Genomic DNA, 24,220 nt, shown 5'->3' on the forward strand with positions numbered 1-24,220 from the left:
TTCGCGCGCAACGATTTCATCTGTTGACATCAAGGAAGTTCAAATATATACTGTTGAGGAAATTTCTGGACGATGCGTTCCGGCGAATTTTTAATTGAAAGTTTCTACATTTTGATAGGGGTGGTCTGATGAAGAACACAAGGATTGGGGCAAAATTTATCGCAGGGGATCGCGCCTACTAGCCCAAAAACCAGCGTTTTCCCCTCAAAAAAGGGGTACCGAGTTGAATCATCGATTTCTGCAGTCAGACCATGAACTTATGGAAGTCCAGGCCAACGTCCTTTTTAACCACAATGAGGATGGCCGCATGACCACGATAAACGAACCAAGCGCGAAGAGCGCACCCCGTTTTTTCATGGGGATCACCAAGCAAGGTCTTGTTGTAAGGTACCATGAAACAGTGGATGAAGACGTTACAAACGAACTGGAACGGTTTGTCGAAAAAGCGCCGTGGTTGCACGCTCCAAATCGGGTTAATATAGCTGATATTATACGTATTTTAAGTAAGGACGGCCCCGTGGAACATGTCTACCTGGGACCGGCTTACGTATTCCCTGACATGAGAGGGCGTTCAACGCAAGCCATAAAAATCACGCAGAGGAATATCGAACTTTTAGAACCGTATTTTTCTGATTTCGTCGATGATGTGATCCTTGGACGGCCTGCTTTCGCGGTCGTACAAAATCAATCTGTCGTATCTTTGTGCAGCAGCGCCAGAAGCTCATCGATTGCTGCTGAAGCGAGTCTGCACACCGCTCCGGATTTTCGCGGCAGATCCTACGGGATGGAGGCAGCGGCAGCCTGGGCGGCCGAGATCCAAAGTGAGGGGCGGATGGCTTTATACAGCACGGCTTGGAATAATTTTGCTTCTCAAGCTGTAGCGGGTAAGTTGAAATTAAGACAGTACGGTATGGATTTGAATTTCAGCTAGGATGTTTATAACGATAATATCCCGGTTCCCTTCAATGCGGAGGCGTGCCCAGCGTCATTAAGAAAACGAGTTGCATTCATACCATTTATTATTATCATTTAATCATAGGAACAAATCACGGATTCCACATTCAATTGTAAAAGGAGAATGCCCTCGTTGGATCGAAACCGATTTTCAAATATTGCCCACAGAAACCATGCATTTAGTAACCCAGTCAACGAAACGAAGATGATGAACGTCATACGAATGATACCTCTGAATCCACAAGATAAGGTGCTGGACATTGGGGCAGGGAAGTGTGAACTGCTAATCCGTCTGGTGGAAAATTACAAAATTTCAGGGGTCGCTATTGAATTATACGGTGGAGCTATTGACGAAGCAAAAAAGAAAGCGAGCAGCAGAATACCTGATGGCAGCATAGAGTTTATTATCGGTGACGCCGGTGCAGCCGTCGGAAATTTTGAACAAGAGGAATTTAAATTAGCCGTTTGCATTGGTTCTACGCATGCCTTGGGCGGACTGGAATCCACTCTGCAACACATGAAACGTCTTGTGAAAAAAGACGGGTACATCTTCATCGGTGAGGGATACTGGAAACAGCGTCCAAGTGCGGAATATCTGCAGGCGCTGGGTGGAGCATCGGAAACGGATTTGAAAAGCCATGCAGACAATGTCAAGGTTGCCGAGGAATTGGGATTGATTCCGCTTTGGTCCTATGTGGCGGACGAAAATGATTGGGATGAATACGAATGGCTCTATTCCTCATCGATCGAAAATTATTGCCATGAACACCCGGATGATCCCGACCGGGATGCCATGCTGGAACGAATCCGGTCATGGAGGAGAACCTATTTGCAGTGGGGGCGGGATACCCTGGGCTTTGGAATATACTTATTCCGAAAATAGGGTTCCATCTAGAGCATAATTTCTCCTTCTCCGGTAAAAATAAGCTTGACTATGAAGAAGGAGGATGCAGCAAAAATGCCTTTAGTTCCTTACGAGCCCTTCCGCCATCTCGATCAAATGAGACGGGAGATGGACCATTTTTTGAATGCGGATTTCCCGGCCTTCCGGAACATGCGCCAAAACCTCGGCAATTTGAGCGTGGACGTGTACGAAACCGGCAGCGAGGTTGTTGCCGTATGCGACATCCCGGGTCTTGAAAAGAAAGAGGACGTAGACATCGACATTGAACGGAATATGCTGTCGATCAGCGGCACGATCAACCGGACGAACGAAATTAAGGAAGAGCATATGCACCGCCAGGAACGTTACGTGGGCCGTTTTCACCGCATGGTGACGCTGCCGGCGAACGTTTCCTCCGACGACGTCAAAGCTTCCTACAAAAACGGCGTGCTGGAAATCCACATGAAAAAACAAGGGGATGCCCGCAAAAAGATCGACGTCGAGTTTCATTGATGGTCTAACAGGCGATGGGCGCATGACGTCCGTGGTTATAGAAAGGTACAATCCTATTAAGGGTTGTGCCTTTTTTTGTTGGAACATAAAAAATCGGAATCAGGCTGTGACCGATCGATCGGAAGCCGCATCTAATTATCGGAATGAAAATAAGAAAGGGGGACGCCCCGTTTGAACATAGATGTGAACGAATCCGAGGTCCTTCGCGCGCAAAAAGGGGATAAGGAAGCTTTTATATCCATAATGAAGGGGGTGGAGCTGCGAATGTACAACATTGCCAAGTCCATTGTCAGACAGGACGAGGACTGCGCGGACGCCATGCAAGAAACCGCCCTGAAGGCTTACCGGGCGCTGCCGACATTGCAAAATCCCCGGTTCTTTAATACTTGGGTTTGCCGGATCCTAATCAATGAGTGCAACACGCTTTTACGCAAAAAAAGCAAGACGGTCTCGATGGCGGAGCCGCCGCAGGCCGCATACGTTCCTCCAGTCGAGGATCTCCGCATGGATTTGCGCGATGCCGTCGATCGGTTGGAGGAAACGCAGCGAATGATCGTGATTTTATATTATTTTGAGGATATGACGATTCAGCAAATTGCGGACATGCTGGACATGTCGGCAGGAGCGGTGAAAACAAGGCTTTACCGGGCGCGCATGGCGTTATCCCGCCGATTGAAGGAACCTGCAGCAAAGGAGGTGCGGCTTTGAACGGACTGGACGAAATGATGAAACAGTTGAAAGAAGATCGGGCACAGGAATTGCCGCGGTCCATTCGAGTACGGATGGATGAAGCTTACGAGAGATTGGATGACGTCGTGCAAGAGAAGCAGGGTACAGGGGAAAGGAAAAGCCTGCTCCGCAGAATCACCGTCATTTGTGCCGGAACGGCGGCTGCGGGCCTGATTCTTATCGGCTCCGGTTTTGTATCACCCGTTATGGCGCAGGCTTTGAAGCAGATCCCTTTTCTGGAAAGCGTATTTAAGCTGGCCGGGGACAAGGGCCTTCAAAAAGCCAGCGAAGCAGGGTATGCCATCGACGCCAACCAAAGCGTGACGCATAACGGGGTGACGCTCCGTTTGTCTGAAGTGGTCTACGACGGCAGCCGGCTGAACTTCGTCTTGACGAGAGAATTGGCCGGGGGCGGCGGAAGCCAAGGATCGCCCGACAGTTGGTACGAAGAAATCGTCCGATCCAGAGGGGCGGGCCATATCTTCATCGATTTTTACGTCAATGACACGTTGATCAATACCAGCATGGGATATGGCTCGGGGGGAGAGAAGGCTCCCAATTCGCTGCTGGTGCATGGACTGGATTCCCCCGGCTTGAACATCCCGGATCAGTTCGAACTTAAACTCGTGATCCATTTTTTGAATGATAGCGTGCCGTACGAGTTTAACGTTCCGGTCCAAAAAACGAACGACAGCATCGTGCTTACGCCTGATGAGACGAAGGTGTTTGATCATATTCATATGAAAGTAGCCAAATTGGCAATTTCGCCGGTGACGACCCGGCTGGAAATGGAGATTAAGGGAGAACTGGGACAGGATATCAAGGAAATTGCAGAGTCCATTCCGGATCAGTACAAGGTGTCCGGTTTTATCGATATTTCCTACGACCTGGCCGACGAAAAGGGGCGGCTTCAAAAAAACCTCGGTGCAAACGGCTCCGGAGAAGGTGATCATTATTTATTTTCGTCCAGCTACGAACCGTTTGAATCGATCCCGGAATCCGTTACCGTCAAGCCATATATTTACCGGAACGGGGAGAAGCAGTACATTTCTGAACTGGAGTTTAGGATTCCGGTGAAATAAAGGCAGTATATGGGACAGCAGCAATGACATTGTTTATACGGATCGAATCATTCAGGAGTAACGATAGATTTCTAATGATTCCTATCAAGAAGAATACCTGCGAATTCGAAAAAACAAACGAAGGATAAGCTCCTAGTGATCGGATGGATGCAAACATTCCATATAAAAAATGATGAAAAATTGGCGCCGATGAAAGGCGCTTTTTTCTTTTTCCTGATACAACACCTGCTTGAAGGAGATAATCTATTCCCAGGGACAGGTTCGGCACAATATACACAGAATGGCAAAAAAATTACACCCCAAGCCATTTTCATATATAATGAAAAAAGAGAACAAATATTCTGTGAAATGGTGATGCATGGTTTCATGAATTCAAATCAAAAGCCTTTGGATTTTGCGGAAATCGACTTGAGCGCGCCTGCGAATGGAGAAAACGGCCCTATACGCGAGTTGAGCATTCCGGAGAGGAAGGAGCAACCGGCGGAAGGGAAGCTCCCTTTTGTTGCGGCTCTATCGAAGGAAAAACGTTTTGTGCAGCAGGCTCAGGCGATGGCGGAGCGGACGGGGGAGCAGGCGCCTTTTGTCCCGTTCATGAGCTACTGGCCGACGTACGAGCAGATGAACGAATCGCAGCGGCGCTGGTATTTTTACTGGAGGAGCGAAGTCCGCAGCGGACGTTTTCCTTACACGGACCTGTCCTATATTTTCGTCTGCCTGTACGAGCTGATTCATGGCGTCGGATGGGAGCGGCCGCGGCAGGGATATGAGCAGATGATGAACCTTTGGGATGCCTATGGAAACCGATATCCGAAGCTGAATCAGTATCTGGCCGAGTGGGTATGCGACTTCGTGCTGGTGCATCGGCTGGACGTCCCGCTGATCGACATTCTCGCAAGGTCCGGTCAGGCTTGGGCCGGAGAACTGTTTGACCTGGAACTGGAAAGGTTGATGGGCGAAAATCCCGCTTTACTGACGTTGGACCAGATTTTGACGCTGTCGGATTACGATGCGCGGCGAAGCAAATTTTATGCGGAAGAGGGCCGCGGATTGTTGGAGGAATACACGCCTCAGGTCATCGCGCTGGTCCACTCCTATCTGCAAAAAACGACGGGAAAAGGCCTCGTGGACACCTTTTATAAGGGGACGGGCAAAAAGATCGAGCGGTATTTGTTCCGCAGCAGCGTGTACGATGCCGAAACGTACGGAAGGACATTTCCGATGCGGATCCTTGAGATCCGAAAATGCCCGCCGTTACGCTACTACGTCACGCAGCTGGTGAGGTGCGCCGAAAACAAGCTGCGGGAGCTGACGGGTTTTAAAGGACGCTTGCGGGGAGTCACGTTAAAAAGCGAAACGGAGACGTTGATCCGGCGGTTTTTGGACAAGGAATTTGCCGCCAAAAAGCTTTCCGTCCCGGCCGTATCCATTGATACGCAGAAACTGGCCATGCTGCAAAAAGACAGCGAAGAAGTGCGGAGCATGCTGACGATCGAGGAATGGGACGAACCGGCGCATGAACGGAATGAGGAAGAAAATATTCCCGTGCCGCCAACGGATCTTGCCGAACATGATCATGCCGAACATAGCGGGCCAGAGGAAGGTTTTGAACGGGAAAGCAGCAGCGAACGAGTCCCCGAGAGACCTGCAATGGATCAACAACGATTTGCATGGGATACGTCTTTATTGGACGAGGAATGGACCTCGTTTTCGGAGCAACTGGGACCAGCCCATTTGGAGGTCCTATATGCATTAAAATCTCGAATGCCATACAGCGAGCTTGAGCGGATCGCTGAAACTTACGGATCGATGCCGGCGCTGCTGATCGACGAAATAAACCAAGCCGCGATGGAAACGATCGGCGATCTCGTGATCGACGGCGACGACGTTGCGGAAGAATATAACGGATATCTGGAAGCGTTGAAGAAAGCGTAATTGTTTAAGGGGTGGAAACATGATGGATTTGAAAATACCAAAAAGGCTGACGACCGCGCTCGTCAATTCCTTGACGGCGGGCGTCGTGCCGCGTGTCGGGCTGGAGCATATCGCGGTGGGAAGGAAGCCGGAAGTAGAGGCGCTGCTGCGGGATATGGACAACATTGCCGAAGGCGGCGCCGCCATGAAGCTGATTACCGGGCGTTACGGAAGCGGGAAAAGCTTTTTGCTGCAAACGATCCGCAACTACGCGCTGGACCGGGAATTCGTGACGGCGGACGCGGATTTGTCTCCGGAGCGCAGACTCGTCGGCACGAAAGGGCAAGGGCTTGCAACGTACCGCGAGCTGATGACCCACTTGTCCACGAAGACCCGGCCGGACGGCGGAGCGCTCGAAGCGATACTCCAAAAATGGATTTTGGCGATTCAACAGGAGGCGATGCAGGCCGGCGGTTTGCGCGCGGACGATCCGGCGCTTGCCCAAGAGGTGGAGCAGCGGATTTTTGCGGTGACATCACACATGCACAATTTGGTGCACGGTTTCGATTTTGCCAAAGTGCTTGCGGCTTATTGGAACGGATACAAGCTTGGGGAGGACGAGAAAAAGCAGGCGGCGCTGCGCTGGCTTCGGGGAGAGTACCCGAACAAAACCGAGGCGAGAAAAGAACTCGACGTGGCCGTGATCATCGATGACGATACCTGGTACGATTATATCAAGCTGTGGTCGGAATTTGTGGCGAAAATCGGCTACAAAGGGCTGCTGCTGTTCATTGACGAAGGCGTCAATCTGTATAAAATATCGAACAGCGTTTCCCGGACAAGCAATTATGAGAAGCTGCTGACGATGTTTAATGACACGATGCAGGGCAAAGCCGAGCATTTGGGCATCTTCCTGGGAGGGACGCCGCAATTCGTCGAGGACGAACGCCGCGGATTATTCAGTTATGAGGCGCTGCGTTCGCGCTTGGTGGAAGGAAGGTTTGCCGGAAACGGGTACCGGAACTACACCGGGCCGATTTTGAAGCTGGAAATGCTGTCGCATGAGGAGATTTTGATTTTGCTGCAAAAGCTGCTGCGAATTCACGGGCTGCATTTCGGTTATGCCCGGGTTTTGACCGACGCGGATTTGATTCAATTCATGGAAACGGCCGTGGGGCGGCTGGGGGCGGACGAGCTGCTGACCCCGCGCGAAGTGGTGCGCGACTTCATGGATTTGCTGCATACGCTGCATCAAAATCCGGATGCCTCGTTCAGCCGGCTGCTGGGCGAGCGGATGGCCGCGCCTGCGGCGGCGGGCCGGGAACAAGACGATTTGGACGATTTTTTGGCGGAGTTTGAATTATGAGCGGCGGCGCGAGCCATATCTTCTACCGTTTGGCTCCGTTCATTCAGGAGTTCATCTACCGGAAACGATGGGACACGCTGCGGCCGGCGCAGGTTGAAGCGCTTAACATCTGCATGAATTCCGACCATCATATGCTGATCGCCGCCGGGACGGCGTCGGGCAAAACGGAAGCGGCTTTTTTTCCGGCTTTGACCGAGCTGCACGAACGCCCGTCCGCTTCCGTCGGGATTTTGTACATAGGTCCCCTCAAAGCGCTGATCAACGACCAGTTTGAACGGATCAAGGAGCTGCTAAGGGACGGCAACATTCCGGTATGGCATTGGCACGGCGACGTGTCGCAGACGGAGAAAACCAAACTGATGCGGAATCCTTCGGGAGTGCTGCAAATTACGCCCGAATCGCTGGAAGGATTGCTGATGAACCGACCGAACGCGATCCCCGCCTTGTTCCATGATCTTCGGTATATCATCATTGACGAGGTTCATGCTTTTATGGGAGCGGACCGCGGGATTCAGGTGCTCAGCCAAATCGCCCGGATCGAAAAAATGACCGGCTGCTCGCCAAGACGCGTAGGTTTGTCTGCGACGTTAAGCGACTACGAGGCGGCGAAGGCATGGCTTGGGGCAGGCGGGAGCCGGCCGGTGGAGGCCGTTTCGGTGCCTGGCGGACGCAAGCTTCGGCTGCGCGTGGAGCATTTTTCGTTTCCGGACGCCCGGGACGAGGAGCAGGCAGAGCATTTGCAAAACGCGCGCAAAGCCTACTATAACTTCGTCTACGACAGCACCCATTTGAAAAAAGCGCTCATTTTTACGAACAGCCGATCGGATGCTGAACTCACGACGCTGGAGCTGCGAAGGGTGGCAGCCCAGCGCCATCAGCCGGACGTCTTCCACGTGCATCACGGCAGCATCTCCGCCATGCTGCGCGAGGAAGCGGAAGCCGCGCTGAAAAACGGGCCAGGTCCGGCCGTGGCCGCAGCCACGCTGACGTTGGAGCTGGGCATCGACCTCGGCGAACTCGAGCGCGTGGTGCAGCTTGGCGCTCCTTACAGCGCTTCGAGCTTCGTGCAGCGGCTGGGGCGCTCCGGCCGCCGGAACGACGCGCCATCGGAGATGTTGTTTGTATGCCCGGAAGAGGAAGACGAAGACGCGCCGCTGCCGGCCCGAATGCCTTGGACGCTGCTGCGCGCCATCGCCGTGATCGAGCTGTATGTCCGCGACCGGTGGGTGGAGCCGCTGGACATCCGGAAAATGCCGATCGGGCTTTTATACCACCAGACGATGAGCGTCCTGAAAAGCATGGGGGAAGCAACGCCGGCCGAACTGGCGGCATACGTGCTTTCGCTGCCATCGTTCAAGCAAATTCCGGCCGCTGCGTATAAAACGTTTTTGAATTATTTGCTGCAAACCGACCATGTGCAGTGGACGGAACAGCAAAGTTTGATCATCGGCCTGACGGGAGAAAAAATCGTCAACAATTTCCGTTTTTATGCCGTATTCAAGGATGACGAGGAGCATGCGGTCTACAACGGCACGGAGGAAATCGGCTCGATTACGACGGTGCCGCCGCCGGGGTATTGTTTTTCATTGGCGGGAAAATTGTGGAAAGTAACCGAAGTCGATACGAAGCATAAAGCCGTCTATGTCAAAGCGGCGCTGGGCAAGGTCGATACGCTGTGGCTTGGCGGCGGAGGGGATATTCATACGCTGGTCGTGCGGAAAATGCGCGAAGTGCTGGCGGACACCGCCATTTATTCGTACCTGTCGCCGCAGGCCGTAAACCGGTTGGAACGGGCGCGCAGGCTGGCGAAAGAAAGCGGGCTGCTGAAGTCGCCCGTCATCCCGGCCGGCGGCGACTCGCTGTTCGTATTGCCGTGGATCGGCAGCAAGCAATTCAGGACGTTGGAACGGCTGCTCAAAAACAATCTTGCCGAGCGCCTGTCGCTGCGTTCAATCGTGCCGATGGAGCCTTATTATTTTGTCGTTGCCGGACAAGCGGACAGCCGGACGTTATTGGAGCAGATTCTACAGGAATGCGCGTCCTGCACGGATCCGTTGCTGCTGCTCGGGCCTGATGAAGCACCCTATTTGGGAAAATACGACGAATTCGTTTCGCCTGAGCTGGTACGCATGGCTTTTGCGGTCGACGGGCTTGACGTCGAAGGACTCAAGCAGGGCTTGAGCGAAGTGTTGGAGCGATGAAAAAAATAGAAGCGTCAAGTTATGCATCCATGGGAAAGTCCGTCAAGCCGGGTTTTCCTTTTTTTCTTATAGCTCCGTCGGAAGGAAGCTGGAAACCCGCGAAAATGATCACTCAAGCACTGCTTTATATATCCAGCCGCTTTTCGCAGGTACACTAACGTTGTAAAAACCTTAAAGGAGTGAGCGCATGTTTAACATGGTCAAAATCGGCAGGAACATCGCCCGGCTGAGAAAAGAAAAAGGGATGACGCAAATGGAGATGGCGGACCGGATGGGGATCAGCTATCAGGCCGTCAGCAATTGGGAACGCGGCGAAACGTTGCCGGATATTTCGAAGCTGCCGGAGCTGGCGGACATATTCGAGGTCAGCATCGATCAAATTTTGGACAATCAAAAGGGGGCGGACATCGTCCAAAACATTGCCCAGAACAAAACGACCGAATTTTTGCGGGAAAACGAAATTTCCGTCGAAGATTTCTCTGCCGTGATGCCCCTCTTGAAAACGGAACAAGCCGATGAAGTGTTCAGCCATATGAAACATAAGTTTAAACTTCATGATCTGTCCGCGATCGCCCCGTTCGTCAGCACGGAATTTATCGATGAATGCGCGAGAAAGGCGGCGGCTTCGGAAGGAATCGGAGCAATAAAGGAGCTTGCGCCGTTTATGAGCGATGAAGCAATTGACGAGTTTGCCAAAAAAGCGTTGGAGACAGAAGGGATCGAGGCGTTAAAGTTCATCGCGCCGTTTATGACGGACGAGGCGGTTGATGAATGCGCGAAAAAAGCGTTCGGGAACGAGGGAATCGGAGCATTAACGCCCATCGCGCCGTTTATGAGCGAAGAGGCAATGGACGAAATTGCGGAAAAAGCGTTTGAGAACGATGGAATCGGAGCGTTAACGCCCCTTGCACCGTTTATGAGCGATAAGACGCTGGACGAGTACGCAAAAAAGGCGTTTGAAATCCACGGTATCCGAGTGCTTCTGCCTGTTGCGCCGTTCATAAGCGATGAGGTTTTGGAAGCGTGCGCTCGCCAAGCATTTGAAAAAGAAGGTATGGGGGCCCTGAAGCCGATCGCACCATTTTTGGAAGAAGGGGTCATTGAAAAATGGATCCGGGCAGGGCTCGAATTTTCGTCCTAATTAGAAAGTCAAAATAGATGAACCGGAATCTGACCTTCAGCAAACCGTTTTCCAAAGGTTGTGTACCTAACCGCTTTCGGATACAATGACTTTAATTATGTTGAAAGGAGGCAAAAAGCGATGAGATCTGTATTCGCACCAGCTTGGATCGTTTTATCCGTAAAAAAATCGGGAAATTTGCATTCGACGGGATACGTCTGCCCATTTTTAAGCTGCGCTGCAATAAAATCTGCGAATACGGTGTCTGTACGTTTTTTGCCTCTCTCGTGTTAACCTGATGCGTGAATTCAAGCTGCAGCTGGTTCATGTGAAATGTTGAGCGAAAAACGTAAAACGTAAAAAAGACACCGAAACTTCGGTGTCTTTTTTTTCTTTTTGGCGTGAAAATGAAGATTCGCAAGTTTCGTTTGAACCGACAGGTTCATCGCGAGCCAAGAGGAAGGAGTGAGAAAGATTGACGAAGAAAGCAGTGGATGCAGCCTCCTAAAAAACAAAATTCTTTTTTAGGAGGCAATCCAATGGTTAAAAACAATTCAGATGAAGCACTTTTCTCACGACTCAGCCAAGGAAAAATAACACTCATCGTCATGACATTGGCATTATCCGTTCTTGTGGCGGCGATTACGGTGGATATGGTAAATCCCGCGCTCGCGGTCATCGGCGAACAACTGGGAGCTTCAAAAGCCCGGATTAGCTGGGTGGTCAGCGGCGTCGCGCTTATTTTGGCGATCGGGGTTCCTTTGTACGGAAGAATGTCGGATTTTTTCGATCTGAAAAAGCTATTTATCATTGCGGTCGGCATTCTGGCGTCCGGGAGCCTGATTTGCGCTCTCGCCCCGAATCTTATCGTTCTTGTTGCGGGGAGAATGATCCAGGGGGCCGGGATGGCGGCAATTCCCGTCCTTTCGGTCGTCGTCGTTTCGAAGGTGCTGCCGCCTGGCAAACGGGGCGGTGCCTTCGGCATCATTGCAGGCAGCATCGGGATCGGAACCGCAAGCGGACCGATTTTTGGAGGCGCCGTCGGAGAACTGTGGGGATGGCAGGCATTGTTCTGGGGCACGCTGCTGCTTTCGGTGCTTGTTATTGTCGGCACGATGTATGCGCTGCCGTCCCTTCTGCCTGCCGCCCAACAAGGAAAGCGGCGGCCGTTTGATGTTCTTGGCGGCGCGCTGCTTGGGCTGACCGCCGGGCTTCTGCTTTTTGGCGTGACTCAAGGGGAAGCAGCCGGGTTTGCTTCAGTATCGTCGTTGGGAAGTTTAGCAGGATCGGTTGCTGCTTTGATTTGCTTCGTCTGGCGTATCCATGCCGCGGATGATCCGTTCGTCCCGCCTGTTCTGTTTGCGAACCGAGTTTATGTATGCGCACTGATCGTTTCAATGTGCTCGATGTTTGCCTATTTCGCCGTGCTTGTATTCGTTCCGCTGCTGGTCGTGGAGGTGAACGGGCTTTCCCCCGGCCAGGCAGGGCTGGTGTTGCTGCCGGGAGGAGCGGCAGTCGCGGCCTTTTCTCCGGTCATTGGCCGCATGTCGGATCGGGTAGGGACGAAACGGTTGATCGTTGCCGGTGCAAGTATGATGGGCATATCAACATTCTTTTTGTCGACCTATGCTGCAGGAAAATCTCCTGTCCTTGTTTCGGTAGGCGTATTAGGGGCGGGAATTGCTTTTGCGCTGTTGAACTCCCCGGCGAATAGCGCAGCCGTCAGCGCTGTGGCGAAAGATCAGGTCGGCGCGGGAGTCGGGATCTTCCAAGGTTCGCTCTACCTTGGGGCCGGAACGGGAGCGGGGCTCATCGGAGCCGTTTTATCGGCGCGGCGGGACGCGGCGCATCCCTTTAATCCTTGGTACGGGGAGGGGGCCGGAGCTTATTCCGACGCGTTTTTCATCACGACTGCGGTCGCGGCTGTCGCCTGGATCGCCGCATGGGGGTTGCGAAACGATGGCATGAAATGATTGGATTTGTTCGCACGGTCGATCCCATTCTTTCCTTCATCTCCGGGGATTGACTGCGCATCTACCAATGATGATCAACGTTTCGGTATCTGCATTCATGAAAACAGGAACATCCGCTCTCCCGGGTGTCCCTGTTTTTACTCATATGCCGCGATCAAGTTGCGTACGGGTTGCGGGTGCAGTAATGCGGAAAAAGTAAATCTTGTGTTGTACATATGCACCATAAAAATAATCTTAAACGTGGTCAAACTTTAACGCTTTCATTATCGTCTGTAATTTTAGAAATCATGAGCCAATAAGGACGGTGACTTTTTGAATAAATTGCTTGTTCTATTTCTTTTCACCATTATTTTATTCGTTGGTTGCACGAATATAGATGATGAACATTTTCAATCCCAACCAACGCAAGCCACAAGTCAACCAACAAAAACGCCGACTCAAAGCCCTGATCGAGACCCTTCATCCTCGGATTCAGACTCTATCGTGTATACTAATAAACAATACGGGTTTCAGTTTTCTTTACCCGAAAGCTGGAAAGGTTATTCTATTGTAAAGAGTCATTGGGAAGGCAACACAATGGACAAAAACGCAAGTAAAAAGACTTCAGAAACCGGTCCAATCCTTTCGATTCGAGATCCTCGATGGACCGCGCAAACGCCAAGGCAGGATATACCCATTATGGTATTTACGTTGAGTCAGTGGGACTCTCTTCTACGAGAAGAATTTTTTATTGGTGCAGCAGCTATCAAACCGACCGAATTGGGTCAAAACGATAGATATGTTTTTGCAATTCCTGCACGTTACAATTTCGCCTTCCCATCTGGATACGAGGAAGTAGATAAGATTTTACAAAGCGGACCTCTTAAAGCTTTTAATTAACTGTTTGAGCATCGCAATTGAAAACGAATGAGCAAAAGGGCACGATCCTTCAATAAAACGGGGCGTGACAGGAGAATTTCTCCACTTGTTGTTGCGCCATGTTATAATATGCTTAGGTAAAAAATACAATACTTTGAATTTTTGTGAGTCCGAGGTGAAAAGCAGCTATGAAAAATAGAAACGTAACAGGTATGGTTCTGGTCGTCATTTATAGCCTTGTTCTTTATGGTTTTTTAATTGAAGCACCCCCTGGTGAAATTCCGAATCATCCGCGATGGGCATACTTCATGATTCCGCTTGGAGCAATTGCAATTATGGCTCTCTTCGATTTTGTGATCAAGTACGATTTCTTCAAAGACAAGAAATAGAAAAAGGAAAAAGTGAACGGACTGAAGCAGCCGGTATCACCAAAACTGCCCCCAGAGAATCTTCCACGAAAGCTTCCCGAGATCCCAACGAAAATAGCCCCCCACCAAAATGTTTCCAGACATATGATTACGCGATTGAAAATCCGGCTGGAGCAGGCAACCCTGATTTAGATCAACCACATGAACGCGAAGGACTTCGAATTCCGAATAGCGACGCTTAATATGTTAAAAAAACAACATATGAAAAATTCACAAAAGAAAAACCCGCACATACCTAGTTCATATCCACCGTACTCATCATTTCTGCGGATTTAGTTTGAATAAAGCAAACGCTAAAAAACTTACCGCCATTTTGCAAGCAGCATTTTCTTGCTCGGAGCGCCTGTCTTTAAAGGGAAGTTTGGAGTCGGACACCACCGTTTTTTGCTTCTGTTCTATACAAAAGCGGCTCGGGACGCTAGACTGATCATGGGGATCGTATATCCATATCAAAAAAGGTGGTCTTTCATGAAGCTTGAGCGTCTCATTTCCATGATCTACATGCTGCTTAATCACGAAATATTGTCGGCTTCGGCCCTTGCGGAAAAATACAACGTGTCCCAACGGACGATCTACCGCGACATCGAAACCATCTGCGCGGCGGGCATTCCGGTGGTTTCCTATCAAGGCGTGAACGGCGGTTACGGGATCATGGAAGAATATAAAATGGACAAAAGCCTGCTCGGTTCCTACGACGTGAACTCGCTCGTGACTCTTTTGCGCAGCATGTCCACGGTATTTGAGGATGAGAAAGCCGAGGAGACGATCCATAAGCTCCAAACCGTCCACCAGGACGCCAAAAAACCAAGCATGTCGCTCGATATCGGCAGCTGGCGCCCATACAACGAGACGCTTCGGATGATTCATGACGCGATTCGGCGGCAGCTTGTGGTGAAATTCGAATATGTGAGCACCAAAGGGGAGCGGGTCCAACGGGCCGTCGAACCGGTCAATCTTTTGTACAAATACGACTCCTGGTACTTGTACGGTTATTGCCGGCTGCGAAGCGACTATCGGGAATTCAAGCTGCCTCGCATCGTGTCCATGGCTGTCACGGGAGAACATTTCCAGCATCACCGCCATGAACCGAAGATCGAATCCGGTGAGCGAAAAAGCGGACCGGCCGATGCGGACGTATTCGATGTCGTGCTCCGAATCGCGCCGCCTGCCATGGCGAGGGCGCTCGATTTTTTCGTCGGCGCGGAAAAGCGCTTTGGAGAAGACGGATGCCTGGACATCATTTTGACGAACCAGCATCGCAGCAGCTTGCGTTGGCTCATTCCGATCATGCTGAGCTTCGGGGTTGGCGCGGAAGTCGTCAGTCCGCCGGAAATCCGAAAAGCGGTGAAGGAGCAATTGCAAAATATGCTCGAAAAATATCGGGAAGTATGACACGCCGTTGTCATACTTCTTTTTGTATGCTCTATTCAGGCCAAGAACGAAACCGTAATAGAAAAGAAGGAGTGGTTCTGAATATGGAGCATCAAGAAAAAAGCAGGCTGCCGGTCGTCATCGCCGCGTTACTGCTCGGCATTCTCATGGCATCGATGGACAATTCGATCGTGGCGACGGCGATGGGCAGCATCGTGGGCGAAATCGGAGGGATGGATAAGTTCGTTTGGGTCACGTCGGCCTACATGGTGGCGGAAATGGCCGGCATGCCGATTTTCGGGAAGCTGTCCGACATGTATGGACGAAAGAGGTTTTTTGTGTTCGGGATCATATTGTTTATGATCGGATCGGCCCTGTGCGGCACGGCCCAGTCCATTACCCAATTGGCGCTGTACCGGGCCGTTCAAGGCATTGGCGGCGGGGCGCTTGTGCCTATCGCTTTTACCATCATGTACGATGCCGTCCCGCTGGAGAAAAGAGGGAAGCTCGGCGGATTGTTCGGGGCCGTGTTCGGCATCTCCAGCATCTTCGGCCCGTTGGTCGGAGCTTATATTACCGAATATATCGCGTGGCAGTGGAATTTCTACATTAATTTGCCGCTCGGTTTGGCGGCGCTGCTGATGATCGCGTTATGCTACAAGGAATCCCATGAGCATTCCAAGCAGCCGATCGATTGGGCCGGCGCGTTCACCTTCCTGGGAGCCGTCGTTTGCCTCATGTTTGCGCTGGAGCTCGGCGGCAAGCAGCTGGCATGGAGTTCGCCCGAGATGTTAAGCCTGCTTGGAGGGTTCGTGCTGCTGTCGGCGGCGTTCCTGTTCGTAGAAACGAAGGCGAAGGAACCGATCATCACGTTCGGCTTGTTCAAAAATCGGATCTATACGTCCGGCATCCTGACCGGATTTTTTTGCGGCGCGGCGTTTATTGCCGCCTCTGTGTACATCCCGATCTTCATTCAGGGGGTGCTCGGCGGTTCGGCCACCAGCTCCGGCATGGTGCTGCTCCCGATGATGGTATCTTCGGTCATTACGGCTACATTGGGCGGCAGCCTGATGAACCGGATTTCCTACCGTACGATCATGGTCTCCTCGCTGCTGGTGTTAACGGCCGGCACGGCGCTGCTGACGACGCTTGGCCCGGACTCATCCCGGCTTCAAGTCACGTTTTACATGATCCTGATCGGCCTTGGCATCGGCGCTTCATTTTCGGTGCTGAGCAACGCGTGCATTCACGGCTTGTCGTACCGCCAGCGGGGATCGGCCAGCTCCACGTTTAATTTTCTCCGTTCCTTGGGCATGACGCTGGGCATCACGACGTTCGGGATGATCCAGGCCCATGCGTTTTCGGCGAAGATGGGACAGATGTTCGGCGGAGGAGCACGGGTTCCGGATGCGCTTTCCGTCAACGATCCGCACGTGTTGTTGTCGGAGCAGACGCGTGCCGGCATTCCGGCTGCGCTTTTGGATTCGATATCGGAGGCGTTGTCCTCGTCGATCGCCGCCACCTTTGGTTGGGCGCTGCTCCCGGTGCTCCTGGCATGCGCAGCCTCGCTGCTGATGGGCAAAGCCAAGCTTGATGCAAGCGCCGCGCCGGAGGTTCAAGCCGAACCGGATCGTAAGGAAGAGAAAACAGACTACGGCTATTCGACCGTGTCCTAAACCGGTGCTCCTCTGCCGCCGGATAAATTTTAAGATGTCCCAAAAAGAAAGAGCCCATGGCAATTGCCATAGGCTTCTTCTTTTTGGAGCAGGGTCTATTTGTTCCCGATCACGCGATGGATAAAATCGATGATTCCATCTTCGACGTCGTCCCGGATGTCGCGATAGTTGTGGATTTCATGGCGATAACCCGAATATACCTTGGTTTCCACCCGATGACCCGTTTCCGCGAGCCAGTTCGAGACGGCGTAGACCCCTTCCCCGTATTGGCCGACAGGATCCTGATCCCCGGCGATATTGTAAACGGGAATGGATGCCGGCACTATTTCCGCCCACTGCGTACCGACGATCGTTTCCATCATCATCACAAAATAATACAACGAACGGATATTGGGCGGCGTCGTAAAGTTGTTGAACGGATCATGGGCATGGTCGGCAACGACGTCCGGATCGCCGCAGATCCAGTCATTCGGGGTGGAGGCATTTTCGCAGCGCTCCGTCATCCAGCCCAGAAGCTTTTGCAAATAAGATGGATCGATTTCTTCTCCATTGCCCCGGTCCACCTGTTCTTTCAACATCTTCGCAAGTTCGCCCGCATTCGGAAACACGCCCGAAGTCCCGCAAAGAATCAAACCGTCGATCCCTTCTCCGTAAGCGGCGGCATAACATCTGGCGATCATGGAACCCATGCTGTGGCCAAACATGACATAGGGCAGGCCGGGATATTTCTCCTGTACCCGTTGACGGAGCGAGTGCTCATCTTCCGCCATCGTCATGTAGCCGTGTGCGCCCCAATCGCTCCAGTTGCCTGAATCGTATGCCGTTTTGCCGTGTCCCACATGATCGTCCGCCGCAACCACGAAGCCTTCTTCATTCAGCTTCAAAATCATGTGGAGATACCGGCGGGAATGCTCGCCGAAACCATGCACCAGCTGAACGATTCCGCGCGGTTTGCGGATCGGGGTGTAGATCCAGGCTCGAATGTCGTCCTTTTGATTAAATGATTTGAAACTCAGTTCATGAATGGCCATGATCAATCACCTCATATTTGGATTGGTTGAAGAATCTATGCCGATGGAAGAAACAAAAAAAGACGCACAAAATACCTTTTGAAAAACAAAAGCATTTCGTGGTCTCCGCGTCTCTTCACATCGTATTAACTTTGAATTCAATATAAATCCTAATGAAAACGTTGTCAAGAAGTGGATCGGAATCAAAAACAAAAGGACCCTCCATCGAAGGTCCTTTTACTTTAGGCTCGGATATGCTGCCGTTTGCGGGTTACAGGATCCATGCGCCGATCAAACCGCTGACGATGCCGGCAACTACGACCGACACGGAGACGAAGGCCAGCACTTTTTTCGGAAAAGCCTTCCATGCGATCAGCACCGACGGCAGACTGATGGCCGGCAGGGTCACGAGAAGCGCCGCCGCTGGTCCGGTACCCATGCCCAATGCCAGAAAGGATTGGATGATCGGAATTTCCGCCGCCGTCGGAATGACGAACAGCGTGCCGACGACCGCAAACACGATAACGGCTGCGATGCCGCCGCCGACCCAGACCGGAAACATCGTGGACTGAAAGGCGCCGAGCAGCAGTACGGCGATCAGATAAGCCGGAACGACGCTGACGAGCATCATGCCGAGGCTTTTGAGCCAGCGGACTAGGAACGGATCCTGATCCCCCTTGTCTTCGGGCAGGGCCGCCATCGATTCGGGCACCTTGGCTTCACCCGCGAACCGGTTGGCAAAATAGCTCACGCCGAACGTAAGCAGGATTCCGAACACGATGCGCATGAGCATGAATTTCCAGGACAGGACGAATGCCATAAAAATCAGCGTCGCCGGGTTAAGCAGCGGATTCCCGAGCCAAAAGGCCAGCGCGGCTCCGACCGATACGTTGCGTTTGCGAAGACCGCTGGCGATCGGTGCGGCGCAGCAGGTGCACATCATGCCGGGCAGGGAGGATACGCCCGCGATCAGCGTGCTTTTGAATCCCGCTTTCCCGAGCTTTTCGTAGAGCCAACCGGTAGGCAGCAGCACCTGTACGAGGGAACCGAGCAAAATGCCGAGCACCGCTGCTTTCCATACGGATTTGAAATAAGCTTGTGCGTATTGCAAGGCGGAGCCCCAGGATGGGCTGTTTCCTTCCATATTTAAGATCGAAGAGCCGATGGAATGCTTGTCGGCAGCCGAAAACGCCTTGTGATAATAAGGCCACCATTTGACGTAAAGCAATCCGATGACGGCTATGAGTATGAACAGGCCCACCATCCAAACCGTTTTTTTGTTTGAAGGGCGTCCCGGAATCGAACGAATCGGTGACATCTTTTTTCCTCCATTCTTGAAGTGGACAATTATATATTGTATTCCTCCCGTTGCGCCGTGACAAGGAAAATCTATCATTTTCATGAAAGATTCAACTTGAACTTTCATAGACAAGCTTTTTCGAGCGCGCTGCAACAATTCCGGATTAAAATCCATCTAAGAGTGATAGGACACCCTTTACCTCCCATATAATGGCATTAATCACCGGATGAAAGGAGGCTTGCGGATTCTGCGTACTTATCACCGCTCATTCGCAGCAATCATTCTTATCATGATACTGGGTTGGATCATTCCCCCGCCAGTGCAAGCGGACGCACAAAGCGTGGGCAACGATCTGATCATCGTCAACAAAAAAACGAATAAACTGGCATTTTTCCAAAACGGTTCCCTCGTCAGGGAATTTCGCGTAGCCACCGGCAAAACGTCATCGCTTACGCCGGAAGGGCATTTTGAAATCGTGAACAAAATCAAAAACCGTCCGTATTACAAAGAAAAAATTCCGGGAGGAGATCCAAGAAATCCGCTCGGCGACCGCTGGATCGGGCTGGACGTCAACGGAACGCGAGGAACGACATACGCGATCCATGGAAACAACAACAAAAATTCCATCGGAAAGTATGTCAGCGCGGGATGCATCCGCATGTATAACGACGATATTCACTGGCTGTTTCCCAAAATACGGCTCCACACCATGGCCATTATAACATCGTCTAAGCTTTCGTTTGAGGAGATCGCTCGAAACTCAGGTTACCGCTTAGGCGAGCAGAAATTTGAGGGGAGGCTGTTGATCGACAACAAGGAAGCGGATTTGCGTAACGATATGATCCTGTACGATTCCCGGATTTATATTCCGCTCAGGGCTTGCATCGAATTGTTAGGCGGGGAGGTGCTCTGGAACAACCAAACGAAAACGGCGACCCTTCGAATCGGCAGCCGCACGATCGTGCATCAGGCGCTGACGGGTCAAGCGACGGTCAACGGGAAAACCGTCAAGATAACCGCCTCAAGGTACAGGGATAACTCCCTGATGCTTCCGCTGAGAGATTTTTCGGAACTGTCGGGTTATTCCGTCCAATGGGACGGTACGACCAATACGGTTTCCATCCGATCGCCGAAATAAGGATCGGGTATGCCCCCATTCATCCGCGTTTTTCGCGGATTTTTTTTATTTTATGCCTAGCCATGTCCAAGATCCGATCCGTTTATGAAACTTTTTTTCATCCTGCAGCCTGCTGCGGGATTTTTTTTTGCTGAGGCCGGCCTTTTTCTGTTGACGTATCTCAGGCGTCCCTTATAAAATAGGGGAGTTGCGTTTTGAACATTTGAAAATTTCGGATATTGATCAAGGGAAGGCAGTTGCATGAATAGAAAACTCGCGGACATTTTTTTGCTTATCATCGGTTCATTCATTTTTGCGCTCGACATTAATCTGTTCGTCATTCCTCACGACCTGTCCGAAGGCGGCGTCACGGGGATCACGATCATTCTTTACTATTTGTTCAAATGGTCTCCGGGCCTGGTGAATTTGATATTAAACGCGATCTTGCTGATCGTCGGCTATAAATTTTTGGACAAGCAAACGACGGTATACACCATCATCGCCATCGTGTGCAACTCCTTGTTCCTGCATTTGACGGAAGGATGGACGATTCAATCGGACGACGTGCTTCTTAACGCCATTTTCGGCGGCGTATTTGCGGGCGTGGGCATCGGACTCATCGTGCGCGCGGGCGGCACGACGGCAGGAAGCGTCATTTTGGCGCGGATCGCCCATAAATATTGGGATTGGAACATCAGCTACGCGCTGCTCTTTTTTGACCTGATCGTGGCGTTTTCGTCCTATTTCATCATCGGGGCACAGAGCCTCATGCTTACCATCGTAATGTTGTTCGTCGGCACGAAAGTGATGGAATTCATCATCGAAGGTTTGAACCCGCGGAAAGCGATCACGATTATCTCCAAGGAATACGACCATATCGCTCAGGAGATCAATACCGTGATGGAGCGCGGCGTAACGGTGTTTCCCGGATACGGCTACTATACGAAACAGCCGAAGGAAGTGCTGTACGTCGTCATTAACAAACAGGAGGTCCCGACGTTGAAAAAAATCGTCAAGTCCGTCGACAAGGATGCCTTCATCACCATTCACGACGTCAGGGACGTGTTCGGTGAAGGTTTTATCGACTTGGCGAAATAAAAAATAAATCAGGCACGTACAAGGGAAAGGGCTGCGGCAGGCAGCCTTTTTTGTTTTTATTCGGCAATGATTGCGCATTTCCGCGGGTTGCCTCTAAAATAGATTCATGAACGTTGATGTAAAGGAGGAGGGAAGGCATGGGCAATATGGCGATCGAGCCGCTGGGCGAAACTGCGCTGCTGATCCAATTCGGCGAAACGATCGACGAAGGCGTGAACCGGCAGGTTCAAGCGGCGGTGTCCCTGCTGGAGGCCGATCCGTTTCCCGGATTCGTGGAATGCATTCCTTCGTTTGCGGCGGTTGCGGTTTATTATGACCCGTTCAGGTTAGACCGCTCCCCGGGAGAAGGAACGGCATTCGAGCATGTCAGATCCCTCGTGCAGAACCGGTTGAACCAGATCGGTGTTCTTGCGGAGCGGAAGCGGGACGTGATCGACATTCCGGTCTGTTACGGCGGCGAACACGGGCCGGATTTGGCCTATGTGGCGGAATTGAACGGGCTGGATGAAGCCGAGGTCGTCAGCATCCATTCGGGCCGGGACTATTTGGTGTATGCGCTCGGTTTTGCCCCGGGTTTCCCGTACTTGGGCGGCATGCCGGCAAGCATATCCGCACCGCGGAAAGGGACGCCCCGGTTGTCCATTCCTGCCGGGTCGGTAGGGATCGGCGGAACCCAGACCGGCATCTATCCGTTGGACACGCCCGGCGGCTGGCAAATCATCGGCAGAACGCCGCTCGCCTTGTTTCGGCCCGGGCAGGACCCGCCGGTTTTGTTGAACAGCGGACAGTATATCCGTTTTCGGCCGATCGGCGTTTCCGAATACGACAGACTGGCAGGTGAACGGAGATGAGCATCGAGGTATTGAAACCGGGGCTACTCGTTACCGTGCAGGATCTAGGGCGGACAGGTTACGGCAAATACGGCCTCGGCCGGTCCGGGGCGATGGACGGGTTTGCCCACCGGATCGCCAACTGGCTTGTCGGCAATGCCGAAGGCGAGGCGGCGCTCGAAGTTACTTGGTCCGGTTTTTTGGTGCGTTTCCGTCAAAGCATGCTTGTTTCGATCACGGGCGCCGATTTATCGCCGGAATCCGGCGGCACGCCCGTTCCGATGTGGCGGCCGGTATGGTTTCGTCAGGGAAGCGAGCTGGCGTTCAAACGCCCCGTATCCGGGTGCCGCGCTTATGTTGCGGTTGCCGGCGGCGTGGATGCGCCTCAAGTTCTCGGCAGCCGCAGCACGCATCTGCGAGCCGGCATCGGCGGCCTGAACGGAAGGGCGCTGCAGACGGGAGATGTTCTGCATAACAAAGATTCGGGCCGATTCGGCAGCCCCGCCGCGAGTTCCCGCGATTTCGCGGAGCATGGTTCTTTTCGGGCGGCGCGGTGGTCGGCGGCCCCCCGGCCAGGTTATATCCGCGGGAATCAAGCCGTTCGGGTCACGAGGGGGCGGCAATACGATGATTTTCGGGCAGCTGATCTTCGGCGATTCTTCGAAGATTCCTACCGCGTCAAGCCGGAGTCCGACCGGATGGGCTACCGGTTGTCGGGACCCCGGCTCGAGCTGCGGACTCCCCGGGAGTATCTGTCCGAAGGCGTCGCCGACGGCACCGTGCAGGTGCCGGCCGACGGGCAGCCGATCATCCTCATGGCCGACAGGCAAACGCTTGGCGGCTATCCGAAAATCGCGCAGGTCGTTTCCGCCGATTTGCCTAAAGTCGCGCAGTTGTCCCCGGGTGACGCGATCCGCTTCCGCGAAGTTTCCCTTGACGAAGCGGAACAATTGTACCTGGAACGGGAACGCGGCCTGCGCCGGCTCAAAACCATGATCGACGTCAGATTGGAGGGAATGTTCGGATGTTAAGCGTGGACCTGAATTGCGATATGGGAGAAAGCTTCGGGCGTTATGCCTTAGGCAACGATGCCGAAATGATGGAGTATATTACGTCCGCCAACATCGCTTGCGGTTTTCACGCCGGCGATCCGTCGGTGATGCGGCGTACCGTCCGGATGGCCGTCCAAAGCGGCGTTTCCATCGGCGCTCACCCGGGGCTGCCCGACTTGGCGGGATTCGGCAGACGGCCCATGGAGGTGTCGGCCGAGGAAGTTTACGACATGGTGACATACCAGGTTGGCGCGCTCCAAGCATTTGTTAAGCAGGAAGGCGGCACGCTGAAACATGTTAAGGCGCATGGGGCCTTATATAATATGGCCGCAGCCGATCGGCGGCTGGCCGACGCGATCGCCCGGGCGGTGCACGAAACGGATTCATCCTTGATCCTGTACGGGCTGGCCGGCAGTGCGTTGATTGCCGCGGGCAGGGCGATGGGGCTGCGCACGGCATCGGAGGTCTTTGCGGACCGGACTTATCGGGACGACGGGACGTTAACGCCGAGAAACATGCCGGGTTCATTGATTGCCGATCCGGACCGGGCGGTAGATCAAGTGCTGCAAATGGTTAGAGAAGGCGCCGTTTCGGCTGCGAGCGGCCGGATCATTCCGATCGAGGCGGACACGGTCTGCATCCACGGCGACGGCGAACATGCCCTGTCTTTTGCCGGCAGCCTGCGGTGTGCGCTGGAACGGGAAGGGATAAGGGTCTCGGCCTTATAACAACTTACATACAGGGGGAA

At 52.6% G+C, this 24,220-nt stretch carries 21 protein-coding genes; 19 read left to right on the forward strand and 2 right to left on the reverse strand.

Translation table 11 applies throughout. The features are described from left to right. Positions 1-223 precede the first annotated feature (223 nt). The 14 genes from AC27KL_RS25010 (at position 224) to AC27KL_RS25075 (ending at position 17,065) form a co-directional block, all read left to right on the forward strand. Positions 224-931: a GNAT family N-acetyltransferase gene (locus tag AC27KL_RS25010; protein WP_487171475.1), complete on the forward strand. Its 708-nt coding sequence runs from the start codon at positions 224-226 to the stop codon at positions 929-931. 156 nt (positions 932-1,087) lie between these two features. Then, a complete protein-coding gene (locus tag AC27KL_RS25015; RefSeq protein ID WP_487171476.1) occupies positions 1,088-1,837 on the forward strand; it encodes a class I SAM-dependent methyltransferase in 750 nt (249 codons plus the stop codon). Between the two features lie 75 nt (positions 1,838-1,912). Continuing rightward, positions 1,913-2,350 carry an Hsp20/alpha crystallin family protein gene (locus AC27KL_RS25020; RefSeq protein WP_036709326.1) on the forward strand — a complete coding sequence of 146 codons (438 nt, stop codon included), beginning with the start codon at positions 1,913-1,915 and terminating at the stop codon, positions 2,348-2,350. 171 nt (positions 2,351-2,521) lie between these two features. Beyond that, positions 2,522-3,058: a sigma-70 family RNA polymerase sigma factor gene (locus AC27KL_RS25025; protein ID WP_487171477.1), complete on the forward strand. Its 537-nt coding sequence runs from the start codon at positions 2,522-2,524 to the stop codon at positions 3,056-3,058. Next, complete coding sequence (locus AC27KL_RS25030; RefSeq protein WP_487171478.1) at positions 3,055-4,161, forward strand: DUF4179 domain-containing protein; 1,107 nt, start codon at positions 3,055-3,057, stop codon at positions 4,159-4,161. Before AC27KL_RS25025 ends, AC27KL_RS25030 begins: the two co-directional genes overlap by 4 nt. A gap of 366 nt (positions 4,162-4,527) precedes the next feature. Beyond that, positions 4,528-6,093 (forward strand): TerB N-terminal domain-containing protein, encoded by a 1,566-nt coding sequence (locus AC27KL_RS25035; RefSeq protein ID WP_487171479.1) that lies wholly within the window; start codon positions 4,528-4,530, stop codon positions 6,091-6,093. 19 nt (positions 6,094-6,112) lie between these two features. Then, positions 6,113-7,438: an ATP-binding protein gene (locus tag AC27KL_RS25040; RefSeq protein WP_487171480.1), complete on the forward strand. Its 1,326-nt coding sequence runs from the start codon at positions 6,113-6,115 to the stop codon at positions 7,436-7,438. After that, positions 7,435-9,639 (forward strand): DEAD/DEAH box helicase, encoded by a 2,205-nt coding sequence (locus AC27KL_RS25045; RefSeq protein ID WP_339320892.1) that lies wholly within the window; start codon positions 7,435-7,437, stop codon positions 9,637-9,639. The genes AC27KL_RS25040 and AC27KL_RS25045 overlap by 4 nt, the downstream gene beginning before the upstream one ends. 187 nt (positions 9,640-9,826) lie before the next feature. Next, positions 9,827-10,780: a helix-turn-helix domain-containing protein gene (locus tag AC27KL_RS25050; RefSeq protein WP_487171481.1), complete on the forward strand. Its 954-nt coding sequence runs from the start codon at positions 9,827-9,829 to the stop codon at positions 10,778-10,780. A 518-nt stretch (positions 10,781-11,298) separates the two neighbouring features. Beyond that, positions 11,299-12,732: an MFS transporter gene (locus AC27KL_RS25055; RefSeq protein WP_487171482.1), complete on the forward strand. Its 1,434-nt coding sequence runs from the start codon at positions 11,299-11,301 to the stop codon at positions 12,730-12,732. 312 nt (positions 12,733-13,044) lie between these two features. Then, the gene (locus AC27KL_RS25060) at positions 13,045-13,611 is read left to right on the forward strand and encodes a hypothetical protein (RefSeq protein ID WP_487171483.1); all 567 of its coding nucleotides are present in this window, start codon (positions 13,045-13,047) and stop codon (positions 13,609-13,611) included. Between the two features lie 167 nt (positions 13,612-13,778). Continuing rightward, positions 13,779-13,979 (forward strand): hypothetical protein, encoded by a 201-nt coding sequence (locus AC27KL_RS25065; protein ID WP_487171484.1) that lies wholly within the window; start codon positions 13,779-13,781, stop codon positions 13,977-13,979. Positions 13,980-14,486: 507 nt separating this feature from the next. Continuing rightward, positions 14,487-15,410, forward strand: a complete 924-nt coding sequence (locus AC27KL_RS25070; RefSeq protein WP_487171485.1) for a helix-turn-helix transcriptional regulator — start codon at positions 14,487-14,489, stop codon at positions 15,408-15,410. A gap of 83 nt (positions 15,411-15,493) precedes the next feature. Further along, positions 15,494-17,065, forward strand: a complete 1,572-nt coding sequence (locus AC27KL_RS25075; RefSeq protein ID WP_487171486.1) for an MFS transporter — start codon at positions 15,494-15,496, stop codon at positions 17,063-17,065. A gap of 95 nt (positions 17,066-17,160) precedes the next feature. On the opposite strand, the gene AC27KL_RS25080 is transcribed toward AC27KL_RS25075, so the two are convergent. After that, a complete protein-coding gene (locus AC27KL_RS25080) occupies positions 17,161-18,096 on the reverse strand; it encodes an alpha/beta fold hydrolase (protein WP_487171487.1) in 936 nt (311 codons plus the stop codon). Positions 18,097-18,346: 250 nt separating this feature from the next. Next, the gene (locus AC27KL_RS25085) at positions 18,347-19,393 is read right to left on the reverse strand and encodes a permease (protein WP_487171488.1); all 1,047 of its coding nucleotides are present in this window, start codon (positions 19,391-19,393) and stop codon (positions 18,347-18,349) included. A 322-nt stretch (positions 19,394-19,715) separates the two neighbouring features. Between AC27KL_RS25085 and AC27KL_RS25090 the strand changes: the two genes are divergently transcribed. The 5 genes from AC27KL_RS25090 to AC27KL_RS25110 all read left to right on the forward strand — a co-directional run bounded on the left by AC27KL_RS25090 (position 19,716) and on the right by AC27KL_RS25110 (position 24,200). Next, positions 19,716-20,513 (forward strand): L,D-transpeptidase family protein, encoded by a 798-nt coding sequence (locus AC27KL_RS25090; protein WP_487171489.1) that lies wholly within the window; start codon positions 19,716-19,718, stop codon positions 20,511-20,513. A gap of 240 nt (positions 20,514-20,753) precedes the next feature. After that, positions 20,754-21,590 carry a YitT family protein gene (locus AC27KL_RS25095; protein ID WP_339320883.1) on the forward strand — a complete coding sequence of 279 codons (837 nt, stop codon included), beginning with the start codon at positions 20,754-20,756 and terminating at the stop codon, positions 21,588-21,590. Positions 21,591-21,727: 137 nt separating this feature from the next. Beyond that, positions 21,728-22,441 (forward strand): 5-oxoprolinase subunit PxpB, encoded by a 714-nt coding sequence (pxpB, locus tag AC27KL_RS25100; protein WP_487171490.1) that lies wholly within the window; start codon positions 21,728-21,730, stop codon positions 22,439-22,441. Further along, complete coding sequence (locus tag AC27KL_RS25105) at positions 22,438-23,451, forward strand: 5-oxoprolinase subunit C family protein (RefSeq protein WP_487171491.1); 1,014 nt, start codon at positions 22,438-22,440, stop codon at positions 23,449-23,451. Before pxpB ends, AC27KL_RS25105 begins: the two co-directional genes overlap by 4 nt. Further along, positions 23,445-24,200, forward strand: coding sequence for a LamB/YcsF family protein (locus AC27KL_RS25110; RefSeq protein WP_487171492.1), 756 nt, complete (start codon positions 23,445-23,447; stop codon positions 24,198-24,200). The genes AC27KL_RS25105 and AC27KL_RS25110 overlap by 7 nt, the downstream gene beginning before the upstream one ends. Positions 24,201-24,220 lie beyond the last annotated feature (20 nt).

Source organism: Paenibacillus sp. YAE3 (assembly GCF_057546105.1).